The sequence below is a fragment of the Nocardioides bizhenqiangii genome, assembly GCF_034661235.1.
In the GTDB taxonomy this organism is placed as follows: domain Bacteria; phylum Actinomycetota; class Actinomycetes; order Propionibacteriales; family Nocardioidaceae; genus Nocardioides; species Nocardioides bizhenqiangii.
This window is the reverse complement of the sequence record NZ_CP141059.1, coordinates 1553817-1575502: the sequence shown is the minus strand read 5'-3', so window position 1 is coordinate 1575502 and position 21686 is coordinate 1553817. Positions and strand designations below refer to the sequence as shown.

Below are 21686 nucleotides of genomic sequence, written 5' to 3'. Positions count from 1 at the left end.
TTCGACGCGCTGTCCGCTCACTTCAGGAACTTGGAGAAGTCCTTGGGCAGGTCGAGGTTGGCGGCCGCTGCCTCGTAGTCGACGTCCTCGCCCGGCAGCCCGAACGGGTTCGCCGCCTGCTGCGCGGCCTTCTCCTTGGCGGCCGCGGCCTGCTGCGCCGCCTTGGCGGGGTTGCCGGACTTGCGCTGCCCGCCTTTCGCCTTCGACTTCTGCGCCTGCTTGGCCTTGGCCCGCTTGCCACCGCCGGGACCGCCCATGCCCGGCATCCCGGGCATCCCGGGCATCCCGGGGACACCGCCGAAGCCGCCGCCCTTCGCCATCTGCATCATCATCTTCCGCGCCTCGAAGAAGCGGTCGACGAGACCGTTGACGTCGGCGACCGTCCGGCCGGAGCCCTTGGCGATCCGGGCCCGGCGGGACCCGTCGATGAGCTTCGGGTTGTCGCGCTCGGCCGGTGTCATCGAGCGGATGATGGCCTCGATCCGGTCGATCTCGCGCTCGTCGAAGTTCTCGAGCTGCTCGCGGATCTGGCCCGCTCCGGGCAGCATCTTGAGGATCTTGGTCATCGAGCCGAGCTTCTTGACCTGCTGCATCTGCTCGAGGAAGTCGTCGAGGGTGAACTCGCCGCCCTGCCCGGTCAGCTTCTGCGCCGCCTTGAGCGCCTGATCCTGGTCGAAGGCCTTCTCGGCCTGCTCGATCAGGGTCATCACGTCGCCCATGTCGAGGATGCGCGAGGCCATCCGGTCGGGGTGGAAGACGTCGAAGTCGGACATCTTCTCGCCGGAGGACGCGAACATGACCGGCTTGCCGGTGACCTGGCGGATAGACAGCGCGGCACCACCGCGGGCGTCGCCGTCGAGCTTGGTGAGGACGACGCCGTCGTACCCGACGCCGTCGAGGAACGCCTGCGCCGTCGTCAGCGCGTCCTGTCCGATCATGGCGTCGACGACGAACAGCACCTCGTCGGGCTGCACGGCATCGCGGATGGCGGCGGCCTGCGCCATCATCTCGGAGTCGACGCCCAGACGTCCGGCGGTGTCGACCACGATGACGTCGAACAGCCGACGCTTGGCCTCCTCGATCGACGCCCGCGCCACGGCGACCGGGTCTCCGACGCCGTTGCCGGCCTCGGGCGCGAAGACCGGGACGCCGACCTTGTCACCGTTGACCTGCAGCTGCTGGACCGCGTTGGGGCGCTGGAGGTCGCACGCGACGAGCAGCGGGGACTTGCCCTGCTCCTTCAGCCACGCCGCGAGCTTCGCCGCGAGGGTCGTCTTTCCGGCGCCCTGCAGGCCGGCCAGCATGATCACGGTCGGGCCGGTCTTGGCGTAGCGCAGCCGGCGGGTCTCGCCGCCGAGGATCGTGACCAGCTCGTCGTTGACGATCTTGACGACCTGCTGGGCGGGGTTGAGCGCCTGGCTGACCTCCTCGCCCCGGGCGCGCTCCTTGACCGCCGCGACGAACTCCTTGACCACCGGGAGCGCGACGTCGGCCTCGAGCAGGGCGATCCGGATCTCGCGAGCGGTCGCGTCGATGTCGGCCTCGGAGAGCCGGCCCTTGCCGCGGAGGTTCTTGAAGGTCTCGGCAAGGCGGTCGGACAGGGTGGCGAACAAAGGGATTCCTCAATGGACGTGCGTGCAGGGCTCGAAGGGCAACTCTAACGGCGAAGCGGCTACCCGCCCGCGTCAGGCATACAGTGAGGAAGTGATGTACGTCGTGATCGGTGCCGCCGGAGTGGTGGTCCTGCTCCTCGTGGTCTGGGCGGGACACCGGATGCTGCGCAACCCGAGCGGCACCGGCGGCGGGACCTCCGACGGGATGGGCATGTTCATCGACGCCTTCGACCCGGGCCGCGCCCGTGCCGACCAGGACCTGAAGTCGAAGGACCACGAGAGCGAGGTCACGCCGTCCGCCGACGGCAACGACCGCCCGATGGCGATCGACCACATCACCATGCGGGCACGGATCAAGCGCCCGACGCCTCCGAAGGACTGAGCCGCTCCCGGATCGCCGCCGCCGCCGCCGCTGCCCGCGCGGCGGGCAGCGCCCCGGCAGCACCGTCCTGGACGTAGAACACGTCGACGGCCTGCGGCCCCAGGGTCGAGATGTGGGCGGACCGGACCGACAGCCCGAGCTCGGCGAGCACCGAGCTCACCAGGTAGACCACGCCGAGCCGGTCCGCCGTACGCACCTCGATCACCGTCGCCTGGTCACTGGCCTCAGGTCGTACGACGACCGTGGGCGCGAGGTCGTGCCCGGACCCGTTCGGTCGCGGGGCCAGCCGCGCGGCGGGATCGACCCGGCCCGCGACGACGGAGTCGAACATGTTGCGCAGCCGGCCCGCGTCCAGGATGTCGTCGGCCACGTCCCACACCGAGACGCCGTACTCCATCTGCGCCCAGATCCGGGCGGCGCGCACCTGGAGCCGCTGCAGTGCGAACGTGGCGGCGCAGTCCGCGAGCAGCCCGACCCGGTCCGCCGACACCGTCGTGACGCGCGAGCCGTCGCCGGCGGGCTCGACCGTGATCGCGAGCGAACCCGAGCGAGCGGCGTCCGGGATCTCGACGTCGTCGCCGGCGATCGGAGCCGGCACGCTGCCCCGCTCGAGTGCGGCCTGGGTCCGCCGGGACAGGTCGCGGACCAGCCCGGCTCGCCACGACGACCACGCCTTGCCCGACGTGGCCTTCGCGTCGGCCTCGGTGAGCGCGGTCAGCAGGGCAAGCGCCTCGGGCGTCCGGAGGTGCTCGGTGAGGAGCTCGACGGTGGCGGGGTCGTCGGGGTCGCGGGTGGTCGCGGTGGTCACGAGCAGCAGGTGCCACCGCACCAGCAGGGCGACCAGCTCCACCGCTTCCGTCTCGAAGCCCATCCGGGTCGCTATCGCCCGGGCGATCGGCTCGCCCGCGGCGCTGTGCTCGACGACCCCGCCCTTGCCGATGTCGTGGAGCAGTGCCGCCACCAGCAGCACGTCGGGGCGCGACACCTCCCGGATCAGGGTGGCGGCCTCGATGCAGGTCTCGACGACGTGCCGGTCGACGGTGAACCGGTGGATCTCCGAGGCGTGCGGCAGCAGCCGGATCCGCTCCCACTCGGGGAGGATCCCCGCGAGAGCACCGGTCTCCTCCAGGGTCTCCCAGACGGCGAGCAGGCCCGGCCCGGCCGCGAGCAGGCGCACCAGCTCGCGGCGCGCCTCCTCTGGCCACGGGTCGGGCAGCGGCGGGCACTCCCGCACCAGGCGGGCCGCGGTCGGCGGGGCGAGGACGACGTTGCGCCGGGCGGCCTCCGCGGCCGCGCGCAGCAACAGGACCGCGTCGGACGCCGGTCGCGCACCACGGTCCAGCACCACCTCGCCGTTGGAGAGCGCGACACCCGGGGCCAGCCGCTCGAGGTCCGGCCGGCGCGGCTTGCCCGCGGGGGTCTTGCGCAGGGCGTCGTCGGCCCGGCGCCAGACCAGCCGGGACAGGTGGGTGATCCGGCGGCCCAGCTCGCGGACCTGCCGCTGGGCGGCCCGGTCGTCGGGCAGCCCCATCGCCGCGGCAAGGGCCGGCCAGTGCTCGGGGGCGATCCGGTCGGTCGCCCGTCCGGCAGCCGCGTGCAGCACGTCGCGTACGTCGAGCAGCTGGAGCCGCGACCGCTCGAGATCCGCCGCCGGGATGTCGACCAGCCAGGTCGCGGTGAGGCTCTTGAGCACCGTGGCGTCACGGATGCCGCCCTCGGCCTCCTTGAGGTCGGGCACCGACATGTGCGCGAGCTCGCCGATCAGCCGGTGCCGGCTGCGCACCAGCTCGTGCAGCTCGGGCAGTCGTTGCCGGGCGTCACGGCGCCAGTGCGCCAGCACGTTCGTGCGCAGCCGGATGGTCAGGTTCGGATCGCCGGCGACGTGCCGGACGTCGAGCAGGCCCGACGCGACGCGCGCGTCCGACGCGGCAGCCTCGAGCATCTCCCCCAGTGATCGCACCGAGTGGTCGAGCTTCGAGCCGGAGTCCCAGATCGGGTACCAGAGCTGGTGCCCCAGCTCCCCGAGCTCCACGCCGTCGTCGGCGACGAGCACCACGTCGAGGTCGGAGTACGGCGCGAGCTCGCCCCTGCCGTAGCCACCGACCGCCACCAGGGCGACGCCGGTGTCCGGCCCGCCCGCGGCGTCGTACGCCCCGATGCAGAGGTCGTCCGCGGCATCGGTGCGCTCGGCTCTCTCAGCGGCGGTCATCGGGCGATGACCCTAGTGGCATCCGCATCTGCCTACAGCGCGGCCGAGTCCTTGTCGCCGGTGCGGACCCGGATCACGGTCTCGATCGGGCTCACCCAGACCTTGCCGTCACCGATCCGGCCGGTCTGGGCGGTCTTGGTGATGATCCCGACGATGTCCTCGGTGTCGCCGTCGTCGATGACGATCTCGATGCGGATCTTGGGGACCAGCGCGATGTCGTACTCCGCGCCGCGGTAGACCTCGGTGTGGCCCTTCTGGCGCCCGTAGCCACTGACCTCACTGACCGTCATGCCGGTGACGCCGAACGTCTCCAGCGCCTCCCGGACGTCCTCCCACTTGTGCGGCTTGATGACAGCCGTGACGAGCTTCATGCACGTGCTCCTTCTGCAGTGGTCGAGGTGAGGACCGAGGTACGCCGGGCGCCGCTGCCCGTGCTCAGATCGTAGGCCGACTCGCCGTGCTCGACGAAGTCGATCCCTTCGACCTCGTCCTCGGGGTCGAGGCGGAGGCCGATGGTGAACTTGATGGCCAGTCCGATGACCAGGGTTGCGATCCCGGACCAGAGCATCGCGAACACCGCCACGACGACCTGGACCAGCAGCTGCTTGCCGTCGCCGCCGGTCAGCAGGCCGAGGTCGCCGGACGCGAGGAAGCCGACGCCGATGGTGCCGACCAGACCGCCGACGAGGTGGACGCCGACGACGTCGAGCGAGTCGTCGTAGCCGAACCGGTACTTGAGCCCGACCGCGAGGGCGCACAAGCCGCCGGCCACGAGGCCGAGCACCATCGCGCTCCACGGGACGAGGTTGCCGCAGGCCGGCGTGATCGCGACCAGGCCTGCTACGACACCGGAGGCCGCGCCCAGAGAGGTGCCCTTGCCGTCGCGGACCTTCTCGACGAGCAGCCAGCCCATCATCGCGGCGCACGTCGCCAGCGTGGTGTTGAGCCACACCAGGCCGGTCTCCGTGGTGTAGGCGTCGAGGTTGACGATCGACCCGACGTTGAATCCGAACCATCCGAACCACAGCAGGCCGGCGCCGATCATGGTGAGGGTCAGGTTGTGCGGCTTGATCGGCTCCTTGCCGAAGCCGAGCCGGGTGCCGAGGAGGAGCGCCAGCACCAGGCCCGCGACACCGGCGTTGATGTGGACGACGGTGCCGCCGGCGTAGTCGATCGGAGCGATCTCGGCGACGGTCACTCCGTCGGCGGTGATGTTGCCGAGCAGCAGCGACGAAAGCCCGTCCTCGACGCCGCTGAGGAAGCCGCCGCCCCACACCATGTGCGCGAGCGGGAAGTAGGAGAGCGTCACCCAGACCGGCAGGAAGACCAGCCACGCCGAGAACTTGAGCCGGTCGGCGACCGCGCCGCTGATCAGCGCGGCGGTGATGACCGCGAACGTGAGCTGGAAGGCCACGAAGACGTAGTTGGCGGGGTCGGTCGTCTCGAGGCCGAACTGCTTGAACGGGTCGGAGAAGAACGTGCCGATCTCCTTGCCCGCCTCACCGTCGGCGGTGAGGAACGTCGTGCTGTAGGACATCGACCATCCCCACAGCGCGTAGACGATCCCCACGACGCCGAGCGCGGTGAACGACATCATCATCATGTTGAGCACCGACTTGCTCCGGCTCATGCCGCCGTAGAACAACGCCAGGCCGGGGGCCGTCATCAGCAGCACGAGCGACGCCGAGACCAGCATCCAGGTGTAGTAGCCGTCCATGGCCCACACCCTGGTGCGGCGACGTTTCACGTCCGTCCGCTGGTTGTTTCAGGAATGCAACGAGTTCCGACCGGGTGTTACGGGCGTGTTTCGTGCAGTTGCGTACGCGGTCCTGCGCGAGGGCGCATGGTCGCGCGGCGCCGCCGGACGCCGTACTTGACCGACGAAACTGTCGCTTGGCCGATGATCCTTCGCACTCCAAGCGACAGTTTCACCGGCCGGCCGGTGAAACTCTCACGCCCCCGCGCCCAACCTCAGCCCAACAACGCGTCGACGAAGGCCGCCGCGTCGAAGGGCGCCAGGTCGTCGGGGCCCTCACCGAGGCCGACGAGCTTGACGGGTACGCCGAGCTGACGCTGGACGGCGACCACGATCCCGCCCTTCGCGGACCCGTCGAGCTTGGTCAGCGCGATGCCGGTGACGTCGACGACCTCGGAGAAGACCTTCGCCTGGATCAGCCCGTTCTGGCCGGTGGTGGCGTCGAGCACGAGCAGCACCTCGGTGACCGGACTCTGCTTCTCGATGACCCGCTTCACCTTGCCGAGCTCGTCCATCAGGCCCTGCTTGTTCTGCAGCCGGCCGGCGGTGTCGACGACGACGGTGTCGATGCCGCGGTCGACGCCCTCCTTGACGGCGTCGAACGCGACGCTCGCGGGGTCGCCGCCCTCGGGACCGCGGACGACCTCGACGCCGACCCGCTCGCCCCAGGTCCCCAGCTGGTCGGCCGCGGCGGCCCGGAACGTGTCGGCAGCGGCCAGCAAGACGGACCGGTCCTCGGCGACGAGGATCCGTGCGATCTTGCCGACCGTCGTCGTCTTGCCGGTGCCGTTGACCCCGACCACGAGGATGACGCCCGGGTTGCCGTCGGCGCCGGTCACGTGCAACGCACGGTCCATCGCCGGGTCGACGAGGTTGATCAGCTCCTCGCGGAGCACGCTGCGGGCGTCGGCGGTGGCGTCGCCCTCGACGCGCATCCGGGTGCGCAGCCGCTCGACCAGCTCCTGGGTCGGCTGGACGCCGATGTCGGCGCCGAGGAGCAGGTCCTCGATCGCCTCCCAGGTGTCCTCGTCGAGCTGGTCGCGGCTGAGCAGGCCGAGCAGGCCCCGGCCGAGGGTGCCGGAGCCGGCGAGGCGTTGCCGGAGCCGGACCAGCCGCGACGCGGGGCGCTCCGGACGCTCGAGGGTCGGAGCGACCGTCCCGGCGGGCACCTCGACGCCCGGCTCAGCCTCGGTGACCCCGGTCTCCGGTGGCGCGAGGACGTCGCTGGGGGCCTCCGCCGGCGGCGTCGTGGGGACGCGTCGCCGCCCGGGCAGCAGGCCGACCAGCACGCCGCCGAGGACGACGAGTGCGAGTACGGCGATCCCGATGACGAGGTAGAGCCACTCCATGAGGCTCATCCTCGCAGGGTTACTGACTGCGGCTGTGCAGGAGGTCTGCCTCGTCCTCGTCGATGACGGGGACCGCGTCGGCGGCCTTGCCGAGCGCGTCACCGAGCCACGGCGTTGCGGGCATCTTCTCCCCGCGGTGCGGATAGGCGACGTAGACGACGACCAGTCCGGCGAGGACCAGGCAGACCAGCATCGCGATCACGATGGACAGCACGGCGTTCGACTCCTCCGAGACGGGGACGGACAGGTGCGAGACGGGCGACGGCGTCCGAGCGGTCGCCACGCGTTCGACGTTACCCGCTCCCGGCCTCGATACCCGATTCGCAGCCGACGCGCTGCACCGTCGTGTCCGTCACAGGTGGCGGTCGCGCTCCTGCCACCAGGCGAAGTCGAGCAGCTCGCTCGGGCGGGTGAGCACGCTGCGCGCGCGTGCCTGGACGTACTGCGATCCCTCGCGCCGGCGCTTGAAGTGGATCGTCTCGGGGACCACCCGGTGCACGTAGCCGGCGAGGTAGGTCTCGAGCATCCAGTGCCAGTCCTCGTAGGCGTAGCCGTCGGCGACGGCGCGCGCCGCGAACGGGTGCTCGACGTACGCCGCCCGCGGCGCCAGGCAGAGCGCGTCCCACGGGTTCGCGATCCGCAGCAGCGCCGGGTCGAAGGCAGGGTCGGTCTGGTCGGGCAGGAAGTAGAGGTTCTGCTGGTTCTCGAAGAACCAGTTGAGCTCGGGGTGGCCGATGACCCGGTCCCCGTCGGCGCTGCCCGCGCACATCCGGTGCGCGTCGACCAGCCAGTTCTCGCTCCACAGGTCGTCGCCGTCGAGGAACGCCACCAGGTCCGCGGAGACCAGTCCGACGGCGTGGTTGCGGACCTTGCCCTGGTCGGCGTACGACACCTCCGCGACCGTCGCGCCGTGCTGGGCGGCCTCGGCGAACGCGTCGCGGGTGGCGTCGGTCGGGTTGTCGAGGACGACGAGCACCTCGACGTCGAGTCCCTCGTTGCGCGCGACGGCGACGGCGTCGAGGAGGCTGCGGAACGACAGCCCGGCCATGACGCCCTCGGCGTGCGCGGTGAGGATCGCTGCCACGGTGGGCGCGGCGTCAGGCACGGCGCTCCCCTGCCACCGTGGCCAAGTCGCCGGCTGCGCAGTCGGTCGCACTCAGGAGCCGCGAGCGCGCCTTGGTCGACAGCAGGTAGCGCGCCGTGAGGTCGTCGCGCTGCGCATCGGTGTCCGCGACCACCCAGTCGAGCCGGTCGAAGCAGCCTTGGAAGTCGCCGCCGTCCGCGTCGTCCTCGCCGGGCCCCGACGGTGCGGTGAGGACGGCGCCCAGCGACATCTCGTGCCGCAAAGTCGTGCCGTGCTTCGCCAGCAGCCGCCAGCCCACCGGGCTCCCCGCGACGACCACCCGCCGCGGCCGCAGTCCGCGCACCACGTCGAGCAGCCCGAGCAGGCGCCGGGCGTCGGTGAACCCCGACCACGGCACGGCCAGGTCGACCGGCACCGCGCGGTCGTCGACGTGCGTCGGTGCCGGGTCGTCGGTGGTCACCACGACCACGGTCGCCTCCGGCTCCAGGTCACGCAGTGCCTTCGCTGCGGCCACGAGGCCCGGACCCGGGGCCCCGCCGGGTACGACGAACACCGTGTCGGCGCGCACCAGGCCGAGCCCGCGCCGTACCTCCTCGGCACGGGCGGTCGGCATCAGCATCGGATGCGTGTGGGGGGGCCAGCTGACCCACCGCTCGCGTGGCGTCTGGGCGATCAGCGGCTCGATCGCCGCGGCCTTCGCCACCAGACCGCGCATCCGCTCGGTGTCCAGCCGAGCCAGCTTCGCGACGCCGGCCATCACTCCTTCCTCGAGCCAGCTGGTCCGGGTGAGGTCGTAGTCGGCCGCGCGGTGCAGCAGCCCGGTGACGAGCGGCGGGTCCTGGCGCTCCCGCGCGTCCGGCGCCGGCACGCCGCCGTAGTTGGGCCCGAACGGCGTCGGCGACCGGCCGGGGGCGTAGCAGCCGGCGCGGAGGTACTGCGCGAACGCCCAGTCGGGCCCGCTCGTGACGTCCGGGTGGCGCGCGACGTAGAACTCCTCGTCGAACAGCACGGTCGGGACCACCCGCTCGTCCCAGCCCACCGACAGCCAGTGGAGGAACGGATCGACCCCCGCGGTGATCCCCAGTCCGCGCTCAGCGAGTCGACCCCGGTAGACGTCGACGTTGAAGAGGCCGCTGATCCGGGCGCCGTCCCTCAGTCCGGAGGCCACGAAGTGGGCGATCGCCGCCTCGACGTCGTCCGCGAGCGCCGGCTCACCGACCTGGGCGGCGTAGAAGCGCGGGTGGGCCGCGCTCCGGAGCCGTCGCGCCAGGGCCGGCCGCTCGACGCGATGACGGTGGTGCTCCGGTAGCAGCTTCCGCGGGATGCCGAGATCCCTGGTAGCCGCCTGCCGCCCGTCCGCGGGGTCGGAATCCGCCGCCGCGGGGGATGCCGGCGCCGCGTCAGGGCGGCGACGGAGCCGGATCGACCTCATCGGCAGGTCCTCCTTCGAGGTGGTCGACGGCGCGGGCGATGCTAGCATCGCGAACCGGATCCGCTCAGGGACGAGCGTCATCGACCGCGCCGATAACCCTTGGGGGCACCTCGCCTTGGACTACAGCGACGCTCTCGACGAGACGCTCGCGCTCCTGAGGACCATCGAGCGCGACTGGGCGCCGGCTACCCTGGCGAATGCGTTCGGCCCCGAGGCGATGGTCATGACCGACCTGATCGCCCGCCACGACCTCGACATCGAGATCTTCAGCGTGGACACCGGTCGGCTGCCGGAAGAGACGCACGCGCTCGCCCACAGCGTCCACCGACGGTACGGCGGGATCATCAAGATGGTCTCCCCGGATCCCGACGAGGTGGCCGCGTGGACGTGGGAGAACGGGCAGAACGGCTTCTACGGGAGCGTGGTGCTCCGCGAGGGCTGCTGTGCCGTCCGAAAGGTCGCCCCGCTGCGGCGAGCGCTGCGGGACAAGCGCGCGTGGATCGCCGGGTTGCGGCGGGAGCACGGCGAGACCCGTCGCGACCTCGAGGTGTCGGCCTGGGACGAGGTGAACGGCCTCCAGAAGTTCAATCCGATGCTGGACTGGACGACCGAGCAGGTCTGGTCCTACATCCGTGACCACGCGGTGCCCTACAACGAGCTCTACGACAAGGGCTACACGAGCATCGGGTGCGCTCCCTGCACGCGGGCGATCAGCCCCGGCGAGGAGCAGCGCGCAGGTCGCTGGTGGTGGGAGGTCGACTCCATCAAGGAGTGCGGCATCCACCTCAACCCGGTGACGGGGCGCTTCGAACCCGCCATGGCCGCCCCGTTGTCAGACAACGAACAGCCGGTGGCGCAGAATGGTCGCGCCACGGCAAAGCTGGACGCTGAAAGCACCACCCACCAAGTGACGAACGACGGAGGAAGAGCAATGCGCGTACTGATCCTTGGGGGCGACGGGTTCTGCGGCTGGCCGACGGCGTTGCACCTCTCAGGCCTCGGCTACGAGGTAGCGATCGTCGACAACCTGTCTCGTCGCAAGATCGACATCGAGCTCGAGGTCTCCTCGCTGACGCCGATCCGACCCATGGGTGAGCGGCTGCGCGCCTGGAAGGAAGTGTCCGGCAAGGACATCGCGTTCCACGACATCGACGTCGCCGTCAACTACCAGCGCCTGCTCGACCTGCTGGAGGACTGGCAGCCCGAGGCGGTCGTGCACTTCGCCGAGCAGCGGGCTGCGCCGTACTCCATGAAGTCCAGCCGTCACAAGCGCTACACGGTCAGCAACAACCTCAACGCGACCAACAACCTGCTGGCTGCCGTGGTGGAGTCCGGGCTCGACATCCACGTCGTGCACCTCGGCACCATGGGTGTCTACGGTTACGGCACCGCCGGCATGCAGATCCCCGAGGGCTACCTCAAGGTCCAGGTCGACGCCGGCGAGAACGGCCTGGTCGAGCAGGAGATCCTCTACCCCGCCAACCCGGGCTCGATCTACCACATGACGAAGACCCAGGACCAGCTCCTGTTCGCCTACTACGCCAAGAACGACCACGTCCGGGCGACCGACCTGCACCAAGGCATCGTGTGGGGCACGCAGACCAAGGAGACGCGTCTCGACGAGCGGCTGGTCAACCGCTTCGACTACGACGGCGACTACGGCACGGTGCTCAACCGGTTCCTCATGCAGGCGGCCATCGGCTACCCGCTGACGGTCCACGGCACCGGCGGCCAGACCCGGGCGTTCATCCACCTCCAGGACACCGTCAAGTGCATCCAGCTGGCGATCGAGAACCCGCCGGCTCGCGGCGACCGGGTGTCGGTCTTCAACCAGATGACCGAGACGCACCGCGTCCGCGACCTGGCGAAGATGATCTCCGACCGCACCGGCGCCGAGATGGCACTCCTGCCCAACCCGCGCAACGAGGCCGACGAGAACGACCTGCACGTCGCCAACGACCGATTCCTGCACCTCGGCCTCACCCCCATCACCCTCAGCGAGGGACTGATGGAGGAGGTCACCGAGATCACCAAGAAGTACGCCGACCGCTGCGACCAGAGCAAGATCCCCTGCATCTCCGTCTGGAGCTCGGAGGCTGCCGCGGCGAAGGCCGGACTCACCTCGGCCGAGAAGGTCAGCGAAGCGTTCGAGGACGTCGTCGTCGGAAGTTGATCGTCGCCGGCACGACGCGGTGCCGGAAGCCGGCAGCGAGGGTGGCGACGCTCCAGTCCCAGTCGAGCTGACCGGGCGCCGCCTCCGGGCCGACCTCTGGGAACGGCACGTCGCGGTAGACCGCCGCGGCGGCCAGCGCCTGGGCGTCCCAGCAGTTGCCGTGCCGCAGCACGGCGGGGTCGAACGCGGGCTCGTCCTGGTCGGGTGGGAAGTAGAGCTCGCGGCCCTGCTCGTAGAACCAGTGGACCTCGGGGTGGGCGATCAGCCGGCCCGGCTCGGAGGAACACAGGGCATGGGCCGCGGTGAGCCAGTTCTCCGACCAGACCGAGCCGCCGTCGAGGAGTGCGACGTACTCCCCCGTCGCGGCATCGACGGCTGCGTTGCGGACGGCGCCGGGATCGCCTGAGCGGGCACGGTCGATCGTGAGCAGCCGGACGCCTCGCGACTCGACCCCGTCGAGCGCCCACCGGGTGCCCGGGGAGGGGTCGGCGAGCACCACCACCTGCTCGACCGTGAGACCCGACTCGCGTGCGGCAGCGACGGTGTCGAGCAGGCTGTGCAGGGAGATGCCGATCCGCGGCCCCTCGTCCCGGGCGACCAGGATGGCGGTGATGTCGGTCGTCGCGCTCACGAAGCACCCCCGTGCTCGAGCAGGCCCGCGATCGTCGAGCGGTAGGCGTCCGGGTCGAAGAGCTCGTGCACCTGCTCGCGCAGGAGGGCGGAGCGCCGGGTCGCCGCCGCCGGGTCGGCGAGCAGCCGCTCGATCGCGGCGACGTACGCCGCCGGCTCGTCGGTGTCGGCCACCGGATAGCCGGTCTCGGGCGTCACCACCTCCGGTACGCCGCCGACGGCGCTCGCGACGATCGGCAGGCCGCTCTGCGCGCCTTCGAGCACGACGTTGGGGATGCCGTCCCATCCCGACGTGTAGAGCAGGAAGTCGACCTCGTCGAGCGGCAGCTGGTCGAAGCCGTCGTAGACCCCCATCAGCCGGATGTTCGGGGGCAGGTCGGCCGGGTCGAGGTCGAGGTCCCGCAGCACCGGCTTTCCCCAGGCGCAGATCTCGAGGTCGGGCCGCATCCGCGCGATCTCGACGACGAGGTCGAACCTCTTCTGCCGGTCGAAGCGACCGGCCCACAACGCACGGAGAGGCAGACCCGCCGCCCGGCGCCGCTCGAACACCCCGGTCACGTCGACCGACCACTCCGCCAACGGGTTGCGGAGGAAGATCAGCCGTCGGCTGGCTTCCTCGTGCATCAGGTAGCGGTCGACCAGCTCCGACCGCATCCGCTCGCTGTCGAACAGGACCCACGAGAGGTGCTCGAAGCTGTGCTGGAACGGCCCGACGGGGTAGCCGTAGGGGTGACCGTGCTCGTCGAGCTCCCACGTGAACAGGTAGGCGCCCACGTCCATGACCTCCGCGAGCTGGTCACCGAGCTCAGACACCAGCTGCCAGCCGAGCAGGCTGTTGATCAGCACCACCTGGCGCGGTCGCAGCCCGCGGAGGAGGTCGTGGAGCAGGTCGCGGCGCGCCGGTTGCGCCATCCCGGCGATGTGACGGGTCAGGTCGAACACGCGCACGTCGTCGGGGAAGAGCTCGGGCCGCTCGAACGCCGGCAGGTCGGTGGCGATGACGGCGACGCTGTCGGCACCACCGGCGGCGCGCGCGGCGTCGGTGAAGAGGCCGGCGACGCGGGCGGAGCCGCTCATCCGGCAGTGCGGCACCAGCACGATGGTGTCGATGGTGTCCTCGGTGCCCAGCCCGAGCGACGCCCGTGCGGCGGTGACCTCGTCGACCATCCGACCTCCGGGATGGGCGTGCGGTGGGGCGATCGTCGGGAGCTCGGCGCGCATCGCGGCGTGGATGCGGGGCTCGAGCTCCGCCGCCTTCGCGATCTGCTCGCGCAGCTCATCGGTCTCGATCCGTCGCCGCTTGTCGAGGAGTGCGAGCACACCCTCCTCGAGCCAGCTGGTGCGGCGAAGGTCGTGCTCGTCGGCCAGGTGCAGCAGCTCCGGCAGGAACAGCGGGTCCTGGCGCCGGGCCGCGTCGTCGTCCGGTGCTCCCCCGTGGTGCCGACCGGCCGGGCTGGGTACCCACTGGGGCTGGTAGCAGCCGCGGGTGAGGTAGTGGTGGAAGACCCATCGCGGATGGGACCGCAACGCGGGGTGGTGCTCGAGGTACCAGGCCGGGTCGAACAGCGGCGTCGGGACCACCTTGCGCTCCCAGCCGACCGTGAGCCAGTGCAGGAACGGCACCTCGCCGTCCGGCACCGCCAGGCCGAGCTCGGCCAGCCGCTCCGCGTACCACTCCGGGTTGAAGAGCGCGCAGATCCGCGGGCCGGCTTCCCCACCGCGGTCGAGGTAGTGCTCGACGACCGCGTCGACGCCCGGGTCGTCACCGAGGCCGGCCCGCTCCGACTCGGTGAGCTGGGCGAGGTAGAGCCGCGGGTGGGCGCACCAGCGCAGGCGCTCCAGCACGACGGGGTCGACCGGACGGGACCGGTCCGTCTTCTGCCGCTTCCTCACTCGCCGGCCGGCGCCTTCCCGGACCGCGCGAGGTCCTGCACCCGGTCGATCGCCATCGCCGGGAGCTTACGGACGATCGAGCGCCGGTTGCTGCTCTCCTGCCCGAGCGACGCGTCACGGCGGCGCTTGAAGATGATCGTGTCCCGCACCAGGACATGCTCCCAGCCGGCGGCCATCGACTCGATCGAGAACTGCCAGTCCTGGAAAGAGAGGCCGTTGGGGATGTCGCGCGAGACGTAGGGGATGGAGAGGTGTGCCTCGCGGGGCGTCATGCACAGCGAGTCGTGGTAGTTGCGCACGTAGGCGAAGAACGGCGTGAACAGCGGCGAGCTCTGGTCGATGTGGACGAGGACGGAGTTGCCGCCGTCGAACATCACGTTGAGCTCGGGGTGGGCGATGACCCGCCGGCCCTCCTGCGCCGCTTCGTCGAGCACGGCGACGCCCTCGGCCAGCCAGTTCTCGCTGAACAGGTCGTCGGCGTCGAGGAACGCGACGTGGCGGCCGCTCGAGCGTGCGACGGCCGCGTTGCGGACCCGACCCAGGTCGCCCTCGTCGAACTCCCACCGCTGCCAGTGGTCGAAGCGCGACTGGTCGAAGAACCCGCGGGTCGCCTCGGTCGCTCGGTCCAGCGCGATCACCGTCTCGACCTCGTAACCGCGCTCGCGGGCCGCCTCGACGGCGAGGTCCGCCGACCGCATGGTGGGGCCGCAGACGATCGTCTCGCTGTGCGCTGTGACGACCAGGGTCAGGTCAGGCGTCATCACGTCGCCCTTCCAACAGCCGTCCGACCATCTCGGCCAGGACGCGGTCGTCGGCGACCGAGCGCACCTTGGCCGCGACGTCGTCGGGCAGCTGATAGTCCTCGACAAGGCGAACGGCGGTGCTGGCCGTGTCGGCGATCACGCCGTCGACCAGCTCCACGTGGCGGTAGAAGTAGCGAACCGAGGCGCCCACCTCCTGGCCGTAACGTCCTCGCCGCAGGCCGGCGAACCCGAGGTAGACCCGCTCGGACGAGCGCAGGGCGCGCCCGTACGGCGTCAGCGCGTCGAGAAGGAGCCGCGAGCCCACACCCACGATGGCGTCGACGCACAGCGACCGCAGGAGCTCGACCAGCACCTGCTGGGCCATCAGCGGGCCCAGGCCCCGGGCGGACGTCGCGAAGTCCACCCGGCGCACCCCCGGCGGCGTCGCGGCCGACGGCACGGTCCCCGGCGCGGTCGTGACGACCACGATGTCGTGCGCCTCCACCTCGGTCTGCAGCGCGCGAAGGAGCCGGACAGCGAGGTGGTGAGCCGGATCCTCGACGACCAGCACGACCCGGGCGCGCTTGAAACCCAGGACTTCCTGGCAGGAGTAGAGCGCCCCGAGCTGGTCGGCTACGACCAGCCACGGGATCGGCATCATCCGCGGCCGGGCGATCTCGGCCCAGAGGTCACCGATCAGCGGCTCGACCTCGACCGCCTTGGCGAACATCTCGCCGAGCTTGCCGTGGTGCAGCCGCCGATGGACGTCGGAGCGACGCTCGGCGAGGTGCGCGGCGACCTCCTCCGGGGAGATGCCGAGGACCTTGGCGAGCTTCTCGATGCCCATCACGGGCTCGCCGACCTCACCGGCCGCCTTGCCCTCGGTCAGCCACGCCGCGTACGGATGGACGTCGCCGTCCCTGCGCTGGGGATGCCGCTTGAGGTAGGACTCGGTCGAGAAGTTGGGATCGGGGGTGCACCGGGCCGCCGGCCCCAGGCGGAGGAAGTGCCGCACCGGGTCGATGCTCGGGTCGTCCATGACGCCGGGCGCCTGCAGCAGGTAGTGGGCGACGTCGAAGTGGTCGCGCACCAGGTCGTACTCGGCGTCCTGGCCGCGGGGCTGCTGGTGGCGGAGTGCGTCACCGACCCGCTCGTCGAACGCGGGACCGAGGTTGCTGGGCACCACCGTCGGCGCGCTGCCGTTGCCGCTGCCGTCGGGGGCGGTCCAGGCCTCGTGGGAGCCGTTGCGATCGCTCCGACGCAACAGGTGGCGTCGGAGTCGACCGGGCGCGGCCTCTGTCACTGGCTAGGTCCCCCGCCCTGGGCGAGGAACCACTCCCAGGTCCTGCCGAGGCCGTCGTCGAGGGAGGTCGTCGGGTCGAACCCGAAGGCGCGGCGCGCCTTGTCGATCTCACACCAGGTCTGCACGACCTCACCAGCCCGGAAGTCTTCGTACTGGACGTCGAAGTCGCGGCCGGTCGCGCTGCGGATCAGCTCGAGGAGCTCGTTGACGGTTGTGGGCTTGCCGCTGCCGAGCTGGAACGCCCCGACGGAGCCGCCGTCGATCGCGACCCGGATGCCCTCGACCAGGTCGCCGACGTAGAGGAAGTCGCGCGCCTGGCTGCCGTCGCCGTACACCACGAGCGGCTCGCCGGACAGGATCTGCTTGAAGAAGTGGGCGACGACGGAGCCCTTGTGGAAGGACCGCGGCCCGTAGATGTTCGAGAAGCGCAGCGCGCAGCCGCGCATGCCGTAGGCACCGGAGTAGGCGCTCAGGTAGCCCTCGAGCATCAGCTTGGAGGCGCCGTACGGCGACGTTGGCTGCGGGGCCATCCGCTCGTGCACGGGCGGGGCCACGTCACCGACGATCGCGCCACCGGTCGAAGCGGCGACGATCCGGTCGACCCCCAGGTCGCGGCACTCCTCGAGCAGGTTGAAGGTGCCGATGACGTTGTTCTCGAAGTTGTGCGCGGGATCGTCGATGCTGTCCATCACCCGGGTGTCGGCAGCGAGGTGCACGACCGCGTCCTGGCCCTCGAGCGCGGACCGCAGGTCTGCCCGGCTCCGCAGGTCGCCGGACACGAAGCGCACCTCGTCGTTGTCGACGTTGCCACGATGGCCGAGCGACTCGTTGTCGAAGACCGTGACTTCGTAGCCGCCCGACTGCGTGAGGTGATCAGCGAGGTGAACGCCGATGAAGCCGGCGCCCCCCGTGATGAGCACGCGCTTCATAACGATCCCTTCTGTCGTCAGGCAGCGGGACACCTTAGCAATCGGCGCCGTGGCACACGCTAATCACCGGTGACGGCGCGAGGCGAGGTTTCGGCAAAGTTCCGGGCAGGATCATCCGCTCGGATGCAGGACCTGGCTGCCCACAGGCCCGCGTGGAGCGTTTCCGGGACGAGTCAGGTTCAGAGGCTCGTCAGGGCGAACCCGATCCGGGCCTCGCGCTTGCCGCCGCCACACCCAGGGCTGGTCGACACGTAGTGGCTGCGCTTCGCAAAGCAGCGGTAGATGGGGACGGTGGCTACGTCGTTCGTCCGCGGGCGGATGAAGCCGACCCGGCGATTGGCGCGCCAGCCCGTCTTGCACCGCTCCGCGAAGAGCGCGTGGTCGCCCCGCCGCACGCAGTCGAAGACCTGCTTCCAGCCGGTCGCTCCGTGCGACAGGAGGTAGCCCGTGGCGCCGACCCTTCTGAACGCCTTCTCCTTCGGTGCTTCGGTCGACGACCGGCGCTGGCCGGTCCCGTTCCTGTACAACGTGAGCTCGACCCGGTTGAAGGCGTCGCTGTTCGGGACGACGGTGACCTTCCTGCGGAACAGGTAGCGGTGGGTGAACTTGTCGCCCGGGAACAGCTTCACGTAGTAGACGTAGAACTGGCTGCCGGTGAGCCAGCTGTTGCCGTCCAGGCCGCCGATCGACGGGTAGGCGTAGAGCTGCTTGGACCGGCGGTTGCGGATGTGGCCGCCCCACTGGTCGACGTACGGGTCGTTCTCCGTCGAGACCAGCGGGTAGGTGTCGGTGTAGTTCATCCACCTCTTGGGGTTGCCGTCGCCGTCGAACAGGGCGTCTGCCTGGCGGGCGTCGGCCGTGGCGCCGGTGCCGACCTCGGAGGCGAAGAGCCGGAAGCCGCGGGCGCCGGAGGCGTCGAACCCGATCCAGCGGTTGAGGGCGGAGTTCCACGCGATGTAGCGCGCCTTCTCGCTGATCCCGCCGATCTGGGTCGACTTCCCGCCGATCCCGTTCTCGTCGAACGCGCAGTACGCAGGCTGGAGGATCGTCGCGGGGTGGCAGAAGTACTTCTTCCACGAGCCAGGCGCACCCTCGGAGCTGACGGGCGACCGCGCGACCTGGATGCCCGAGGGTCCCGGCTTCGGGCCGTGGGCGGTCTTGAAGAACATGTAGAAGTAGTCGCCCACCTTGACGACACGTCCCGTGCCGGCGTTGGTGACCCCGGTACTGGCAGTCGCGCCCACACCCGCCACGACGACGTTGTTGGGGTAGCCGGGACGTCTCCAGGTCTTGCCGCCGTTGGTCGTGACGGCTCGCGCCATCCGCCACACGGTCGTGTCGCCGTAGTGGTCGCAGTCGTCCGAGCCGGGACCCTTGCCCTCGGCGTGGTAGAACGCCACCCAGCGCTGCGCGGTGATCTTCTGGATCGATCCCTGCATCCAGGCGCCGCACTCGTCGAACTTCCCGGCCCCGCCGCGGTTCAGGATGATCCGCGGGTTGGTGAGCCGCCCGTTGAACCGCCACTCGATGGTCCGGCTGGTGCCGAAGTAGGCGTAGAGCTTGGTACCGCGCTTCTCGGAGAAGAACGGGTTGTCGCCCTGGTTCGTCGGACCGGTGACCCGCTGCTCGGGGCCGAGCTGGACCGCGAACCCGAGGTCGGCGGCGCCGGCCGCGACCGCTGCCGATCCCGGCGCGCTGACGGCCGGGGCCGGTGCAGCGCCTTCGGTGGATGGCAGCAGACCGACCGAGAGCGTCGCCGCGACCGCGGCGACCAGGCCGAGTCGCCAGCGCGGTCGTAGAATCGATTTCGGGCGCAACTGCATGGAGCTTCTCCCCTGATGTCCCCACCACCGCGAGCTGCGGTCGGACGCAGTCTAAAGCACGTCCCGAGGCGTCCGGAGGGGATTCGGCCAGCCTTGACCGACCGGCCATCCGCCGGTGGACCGGTGGTCAGGTGCTTGAATCGTCCCGTGCCCGAACCCGTCGACATCGTGCTCCACATCGGCACGGGCAAGACAGGCACGACGACCATCCAGAGCGTGCTCGGACGCAGTCGCGCTGCGCTCGCCGCCGGCGGCACGCTGTACCCGCGTGCGTTCGGCCGCCGGCGACACCGCGGCTTCGGGTTCCTGATCCTGCCCGACCCCCAGCTGGTGCGCTCGCCGGAATGGCTCCGCGCCGGCAACGCCGACCTGGACCCGGAGGAGTTCCGGCAGCGGGTCCTCCGGCGGCTGCGGCGCGAGATCACGCCCGACGTGCGCCGGCTGCTGATCTCCGACGAGGCTCTCTACCGCCGCAACGCAGCGGCGGTCACCCGGGTCCGCGAGTTCGCAGAGGCCCGCGGCGGGGCGACGCGCGTCGTGATCTACCTGCGTCGGCAGGACGACCACCTGGCGAGCAACTACCAGCAGGTCGTCAAGGGCGGCGGGATCGCGCGCATCGCCGAGTGGGCGGCCACCGACCGGCACTTCATGTACGACTACCACCGTCACCTCGCCCGCTGGCGCGACCACCTCGGGCCGGCAACTTTCGTCGTGCGGACGTTCGAACGCGAGCGGTTCCTGCGAGGATCGCTGGTGGCCGACTTCGTCGACGCGGCGGGGCTCGCGGTCGACGAGACGGAGCTGGCGGCAGTCGAGCGCCGCAACGAGAGCCTCTGCGCGGAGGCGGTCGAGGTGCTCCGGCTGCTCAACCTGCACCGGGTGGAGAACGAGGGGGCGCGGGCGGGTCTCATCATCAACAGCGACCACGTCGAACGGCTGCAGCGGGTCGCCGGTCCCATCCTCACCCTGCCCGCCGAGACCCTCGACCGTTTCCAGGACCGGTGGGCGGCGAGCAACCGGGCCGTGGCAACCGAGTTCCTGGACGCCCCCGACGGCGAGCTCTTCCGGTCGACGAGACGGGAGCACGACACGACGACCCGGCAGCTCCTCGATCCGGCGCGCCTCGACCACTACCTCGAGATCCTCGAGATTCCCGAGCAGCACCACGCAGCGCTCCGGCAGATCGCCGAGCGCGAGGCATCCGCGGCGGCGGCCACGCGCTCCCTGTGACTCCCCGCCCGACATGACGTGGAATCATGAAGAGGTGGTCGCCGCCCCGTCATCCGGCCCCGCGCGCGTGGTCGTCCACATCGGGATGGGCAAGACGGGCACCTCGTCGGTCCAGTACCTCCTCGCCGCCAACCGCGACGTGCTCACCGCCCACGGCGTGCTGTTCCCGAGGGTGCCGGGCCGCGCCCGCCACACCCGACTGGGACTCGCCGTCAAACCGGACGACGAGCTCACCCGCACGCCGGCGTGGCACCGCATCGGACAGCCGATCCCCCGGCGCTTCCGTCGCAGGTTCCGGCGCAAGCTCCTCGCGGAGATCGCGGCCGCGGAAGCGCACACGGTGCTCTTCTCCGACGAGGCGCTGTGGGGCCTCAACGAGGAGGCCCTGCTGCGGCTGCGCGAGCTGGTGGCGGAGATCGGTGGCCGGGTGCGGGTCGTGGCCTACCTGCGCCGGCAGGACGACCACCTGGCGAGCCTCTACCAGCAGGAGGTGAAGGTCGGCGAGACCCGGCGGATCGATGAGTGGGTCTCGCTGTCCGGGCTGGCCGGCCACGACTACCACGCCCGGCTGTCGGCGTGGCGCGACCTGTTCGGCCCCGACGAGCTCGTCGTACGGCGGTTCGAGAGGTCGGCCTTCGTCGACGGCTCCCTCTACGCCGACTTCCTCGACGCCGCGGGGATCGACATCGCCGTGCCGGAGCTCGCCCCGGCGGAGACGCGGAACCCGAGTCTCGACGCGGAGACGATCGAGTTCCTCCGGATCCTCAACCTGCACCGGGTAGGGGAAGGTGCTGAATCCTGGCTGATCAACAACCTCGAGGTCGTCGAGCGCCTCCGGCAGCACGAGCCCGGGGAGACCCTCACCCTGCCCGACGCCACCCTCGACCGGGTGGTCGAGCGTTGGCAGGACTCGAACCGCGCTACTGCCCGCGACTTCCTCGGCGACCCCGACGGCGTGCTGTTCCGGGAGCCGCGGCGCCACGCCGGCACCATCACCGAGCAACGGCTCGACCCCGCCCGCGTCGACTACTTCGCACGGCTCGTCGGGCTGTCGGCCGACGTGAGCGCCTCGCTGCGGGACATCGCCGCGCGCGAATCCGTCCGCTGACGCGATCGCGGCAGCCGACGGTGATTGAA

The 21686-nt window shown here is 70.8% G+C and carries 18 protein-coding genes; 4 read left to right on the top strand and 14 right to left on the bottom strand.

The genetic code is table 11. From position 1 onward, the window contains the following. Nucleotides 1–17: 17 nt before the first annotated feature. Complete coding sequence (ffh, locus tag SHK19_RS07675; protein ID WP_322457987.1) at nucleotides 18–1613, bottom strand: signal recognition particle protein; 1596 nt, start codon at nucleotides 1611–1613, stop codon at nucleotides 18–20. 91 nt (nucleotides 1614–1704) lie between these two features. Here ffh and SHK19_RS07670 point away from each other — a divergent pair, with 91 nt between their 5' ends. After that, nucleotides 1705–1995, top strand: a complete 291-nt coding sequence (locus SHK19_RS07670) for a hypothetical protein (RefSeq protein ID WP_322457986.1) — start codon at nucleotides 1705–1707, stop codon at nucleotides 1993–1995. Here SHK19_RS07670 and SHK19_RS07665 read toward each other — a convergent pair. The 7 genes from SHK19_RS07665 to SHK19_RS07635 form a co-directional block, all read right to left on the bottom strand. After that, complete coding sequence (locus tag SHK19_RS07665; RefSeq protein WP_322938302.1) at nucleotides 1967–4204, bottom strand: [protein-PII] uridylyltransferase; 2238 nt, start codon at nucleotides 4202–4204, stop codon at nucleotides 1967–1969. The genes SHK19_RS07670 and SHK19_RS07665 overlap by 29 nt on opposite strands. Before the next feature lie 32 nt (nucleotides 4205–4236). Beyond that, on the bottom strand, nucleotides 4237–4575 hold the full coding sequence (locus SHK19_RS07660; protein ID WP_322457984.1) for a P-II family nitrogen regulator: 339 nt from the start codon (nucleotides 4573–4575) through the stop codon (nucleotides 4237–4239). Beyond that, nucleotides 4572–5921, bottom strand: a complete 1350-nt coding sequence (locus SHK19_RS07655; protein ID WP_322938301.1) for an ammonium transporter — start codon at nucleotides 5919–5921, stop codon at nucleotides 4572–4574. The genes SHK19_RS07660 and SHK19_RS07655 overlap by 4 nt, the downstream gene beginning before the upstream one ends. Before the next feature lie 254 nt (nucleotides 5922–6175). Continuing rightward, a complete protein-coding gene (ftsY, locus tag SHK19_RS07650; RefSeq protein WP_322938300.1) occupies nucleotides 6176–7318 on the bottom strand; it encodes a signal recognition particle-docking protein FtsY in 1143 nt (380 codons plus the stop codon). A 10-nt stretch (nucleotides 7319–7328) separates the two neighbouring features. Next, on the bottom strand, nucleotides 7329–7592 hold the full coding sequence (locus SHK19_RS07645; RefSeq protein WP_322938299.1) for a hypothetical protein: 264 nt from the start codon (nucleotides 7590–7592) through the stop codon (nucleotides 7329–7331). Between the two features lie 69 nt (nucleotides 7593–7661). Then, nucleotides 7662–8414, bottom strand: a complete 753-nt coding sequence (locus SHK19_RS07640; protein ID WP_322938298.1) for a glycosyltransferase family 2 protein — start codon at nucleotides 8412–8414, stop codon at nucleotides 7662–7664. Beyond that, nucleotides 8407–9906 (bottom strand): hypothetical protein, encoded by a 1500-nt coding sequence (locus tag SHK19_RS07635; protein WP_322938297.1) that lies wholly within the window; start codon nucleotides 9904–9906, stop codon nucleotides 8407–8409. The genes SHK19_RS07640 and SHK19_RS07635 overlap by 8 nt, the downstream gene beginning before the upstream one ends. Before the next feature lie 34 nt (nucleotides 9907–9940). Here SHK19_RS07635 and SHK19_RS07630 point away from each other — a divergent pair, with 34 nt between their 5' ends. Beyond that, on the top strand, nucleotides 9941–11998 hold the full coding sequence (locus SHK19_RS07630) for a phosphoadenylyl-sulfate reductase (protein ID WP_322938296.1): 2058 nt from the start codon (nucleotides 9941–9943) through the stop codon (nucleotides 11996–11998). Here SHK19_RS07630 and SHK19_RS07625 read toward each other — a convergent pair. The 6 genes from SHK19_RS07625 to SHK19_RS07600 all read right to left on the bottom strand — a co-directional run bounded on the left by SHK19_RS07625 (nucleotide 11961) and on the right by SHK19_RS07600 (nucleotide 19319). Then, a complete protein-coding gene (locus SHK19_RS07625) occupies nucleotides 11961–12629 on the bottom strand; it encodes a glycosyltransferase family A protein (protein ID WP_322938295.1) in 669 nt (222 codons plus the stop codon). The genes SHK19_RS07630 and SHK19_RS07625 overlap by 38 nt on opposite strands. Continuing rightward, nucleotides 12626–14521 carry a glycosyltransferase family 4 protein gene (locus SHK19_RS07620; RefSeq protein WP_322938294.1) on the bottom strand — a complete coding sequence of 632 codons (1896 nt, stop codon included), beginning with the start codon at nucleotides 14519–14521 and terminating at the stop codon, nucleotides 12626–12628. Before SHK19_RS07620 ends, SHK19_RS07625 begins: the two co-directional genes overlap by 4 nt. Further along, nucleotides 14518–15282, bottom strand: coding sequence for a glycosyltransferase family A protein (locus SHK19_RS07615; RefSeq protein ID WP_322938293.1), 765 nt, complete (start codon nucleotides 15280–15282; stop codon nucleotides 14518–14520). The genes SHK19_RS07620 and SHK19_RS07615 overlap by 4 nt, the downstream gene beginning before the upstream one ends. Then, nucleotides 15272–16528, bottom strand: a complete 1257-nt coding sequence (locus SHK19_RS07610) for a hypothetical protein (protein ID WP_322938292.1) — start codon at nucleotides 16526–16528, stop codon at nucleotides 15272–15274. The genes SHK19_RS07615 and SHK19_RS07610 overlap by 11 nt, the downstream gene beginning before the upstream one ends. A 35-nt stretch (nucleotides 16529–16563) precedes the next feature. Next, the gene (locus tag SHK19_RS07605; protein ID WP_322457973.1) at nucleotides 16564–17496 is read right to left on the bottom strand and encodes an NAD-dependent epimerase/dehydratase family protein; all 933 of its coding nucleotides are present in this window, start codon (nucleotides 17494–17496) and stop codon (nucleotides 16564–16566) included. Nucleotides 17497–17675: 179 nt separating this feature from the next. Continuing rightward, nucleotides 17676–19319: a hypothetical protein gene (locus SHK19_RS07600; RefSeq protein ID WP_322938291.1), complete on the bottom strand. Its 1644-nt coding sequence runs from the start codon at nucleotides 19317–19319 to the stop codon at nucleotides 17676–17678. A gap of 147 nt (nucleotides 19320–19466) precedes the next feature. On the opposite strand from SHK19_RS07600, the gene SHK19_RS07595 reads away from it, so the two are divergent. Together SHK19_RS07595 and SHK19_RS07590 are read left to right on the top strand one after the other, a co-directional pair. After that, nucleotides 19467–20549 carry a hypothetical protein gene (locus SHK19_RS07595; protein WP_322938290.1) on the top strand — a complete coding sequence of 361 codons (1083 nt, stop codon included), beginning with the start codon at nucleotides 19467–19469 and terminating at the stop codon, nucleotides 20547–20549. Between the two features lie 34 nt (nucleotides 20550–20583). Then, entirely contained in the window at nucleotides 20584–21657 is a 1074-nt protein-coding gene (locus SHK19_RS07590; protein WP_322938289.1) for a hypothetical protein, read from the top strand. Nucleotides 21658–21686 lie beyond the last annotated feature (29 nt).

Excerpts from the sequence above, each read along its gene's own strand:
- SHK19_RS07665 (WP_322938302.1), bottom strand. The coding sequence starts at position 4,204 with ATGACCGCCGCTGAGAGAGCCGAGCGCACCGATGCCGCGGACGACCTC.
- SHK19_RS07660 (WP_322457984.1), bottom strand. The coding sequence starts at position 4,575 with ATGAAGCTCGTCACGGCTGTCATCAAGCCGCACAAGTGGGAGGACGTC.
- SHK19_RS07655 (WP_322938301.1), bottom strand. The coding sequence starts at position 5,921 with ATGGACGGCTACTACACCTGGATGCTGGTCTCGGCGTCGCTCGTGCTG.
- ftsY (WP_322938300.1), bottom strand. The coding sequence starts at position 7,318 with ATGAGCCTCATGGAGTGGCTCTACCTCGTCATCGGGATCGCCGTACTC.
- SHK19_RS07635 (WP_322938297.1), bottom strand. The coding sequence starts at position 9,906 with ATGACGCTCGTCCCTGAGCGGATCCGGTTCGCGATGCTAGCATCGCCC.
- SHK19_RS07615 (WP_322938293.1), bottom strand. The coding sequence starts at position 15,282 with ATGACGCCTGACCTGACCCTGGTCGTCACAGCGCACAGCGAGACGATC.
- SHK19_RS07605 (WP_322457973.1), bottom strand. The coding sequence starts at position 17,496 with ATGAAGCGCGTGCTCATCACGGGGGGCGCCGGCTTCATCGGCGTTCAC.
- SHK19_RS07600 (WP_322938291.1), bottom strand. The coding sequence starts at position 19,319 with ATGCAGTTGCGCCCGAAATCGATTCTACGACCGCGCTGGCGACTCGGC.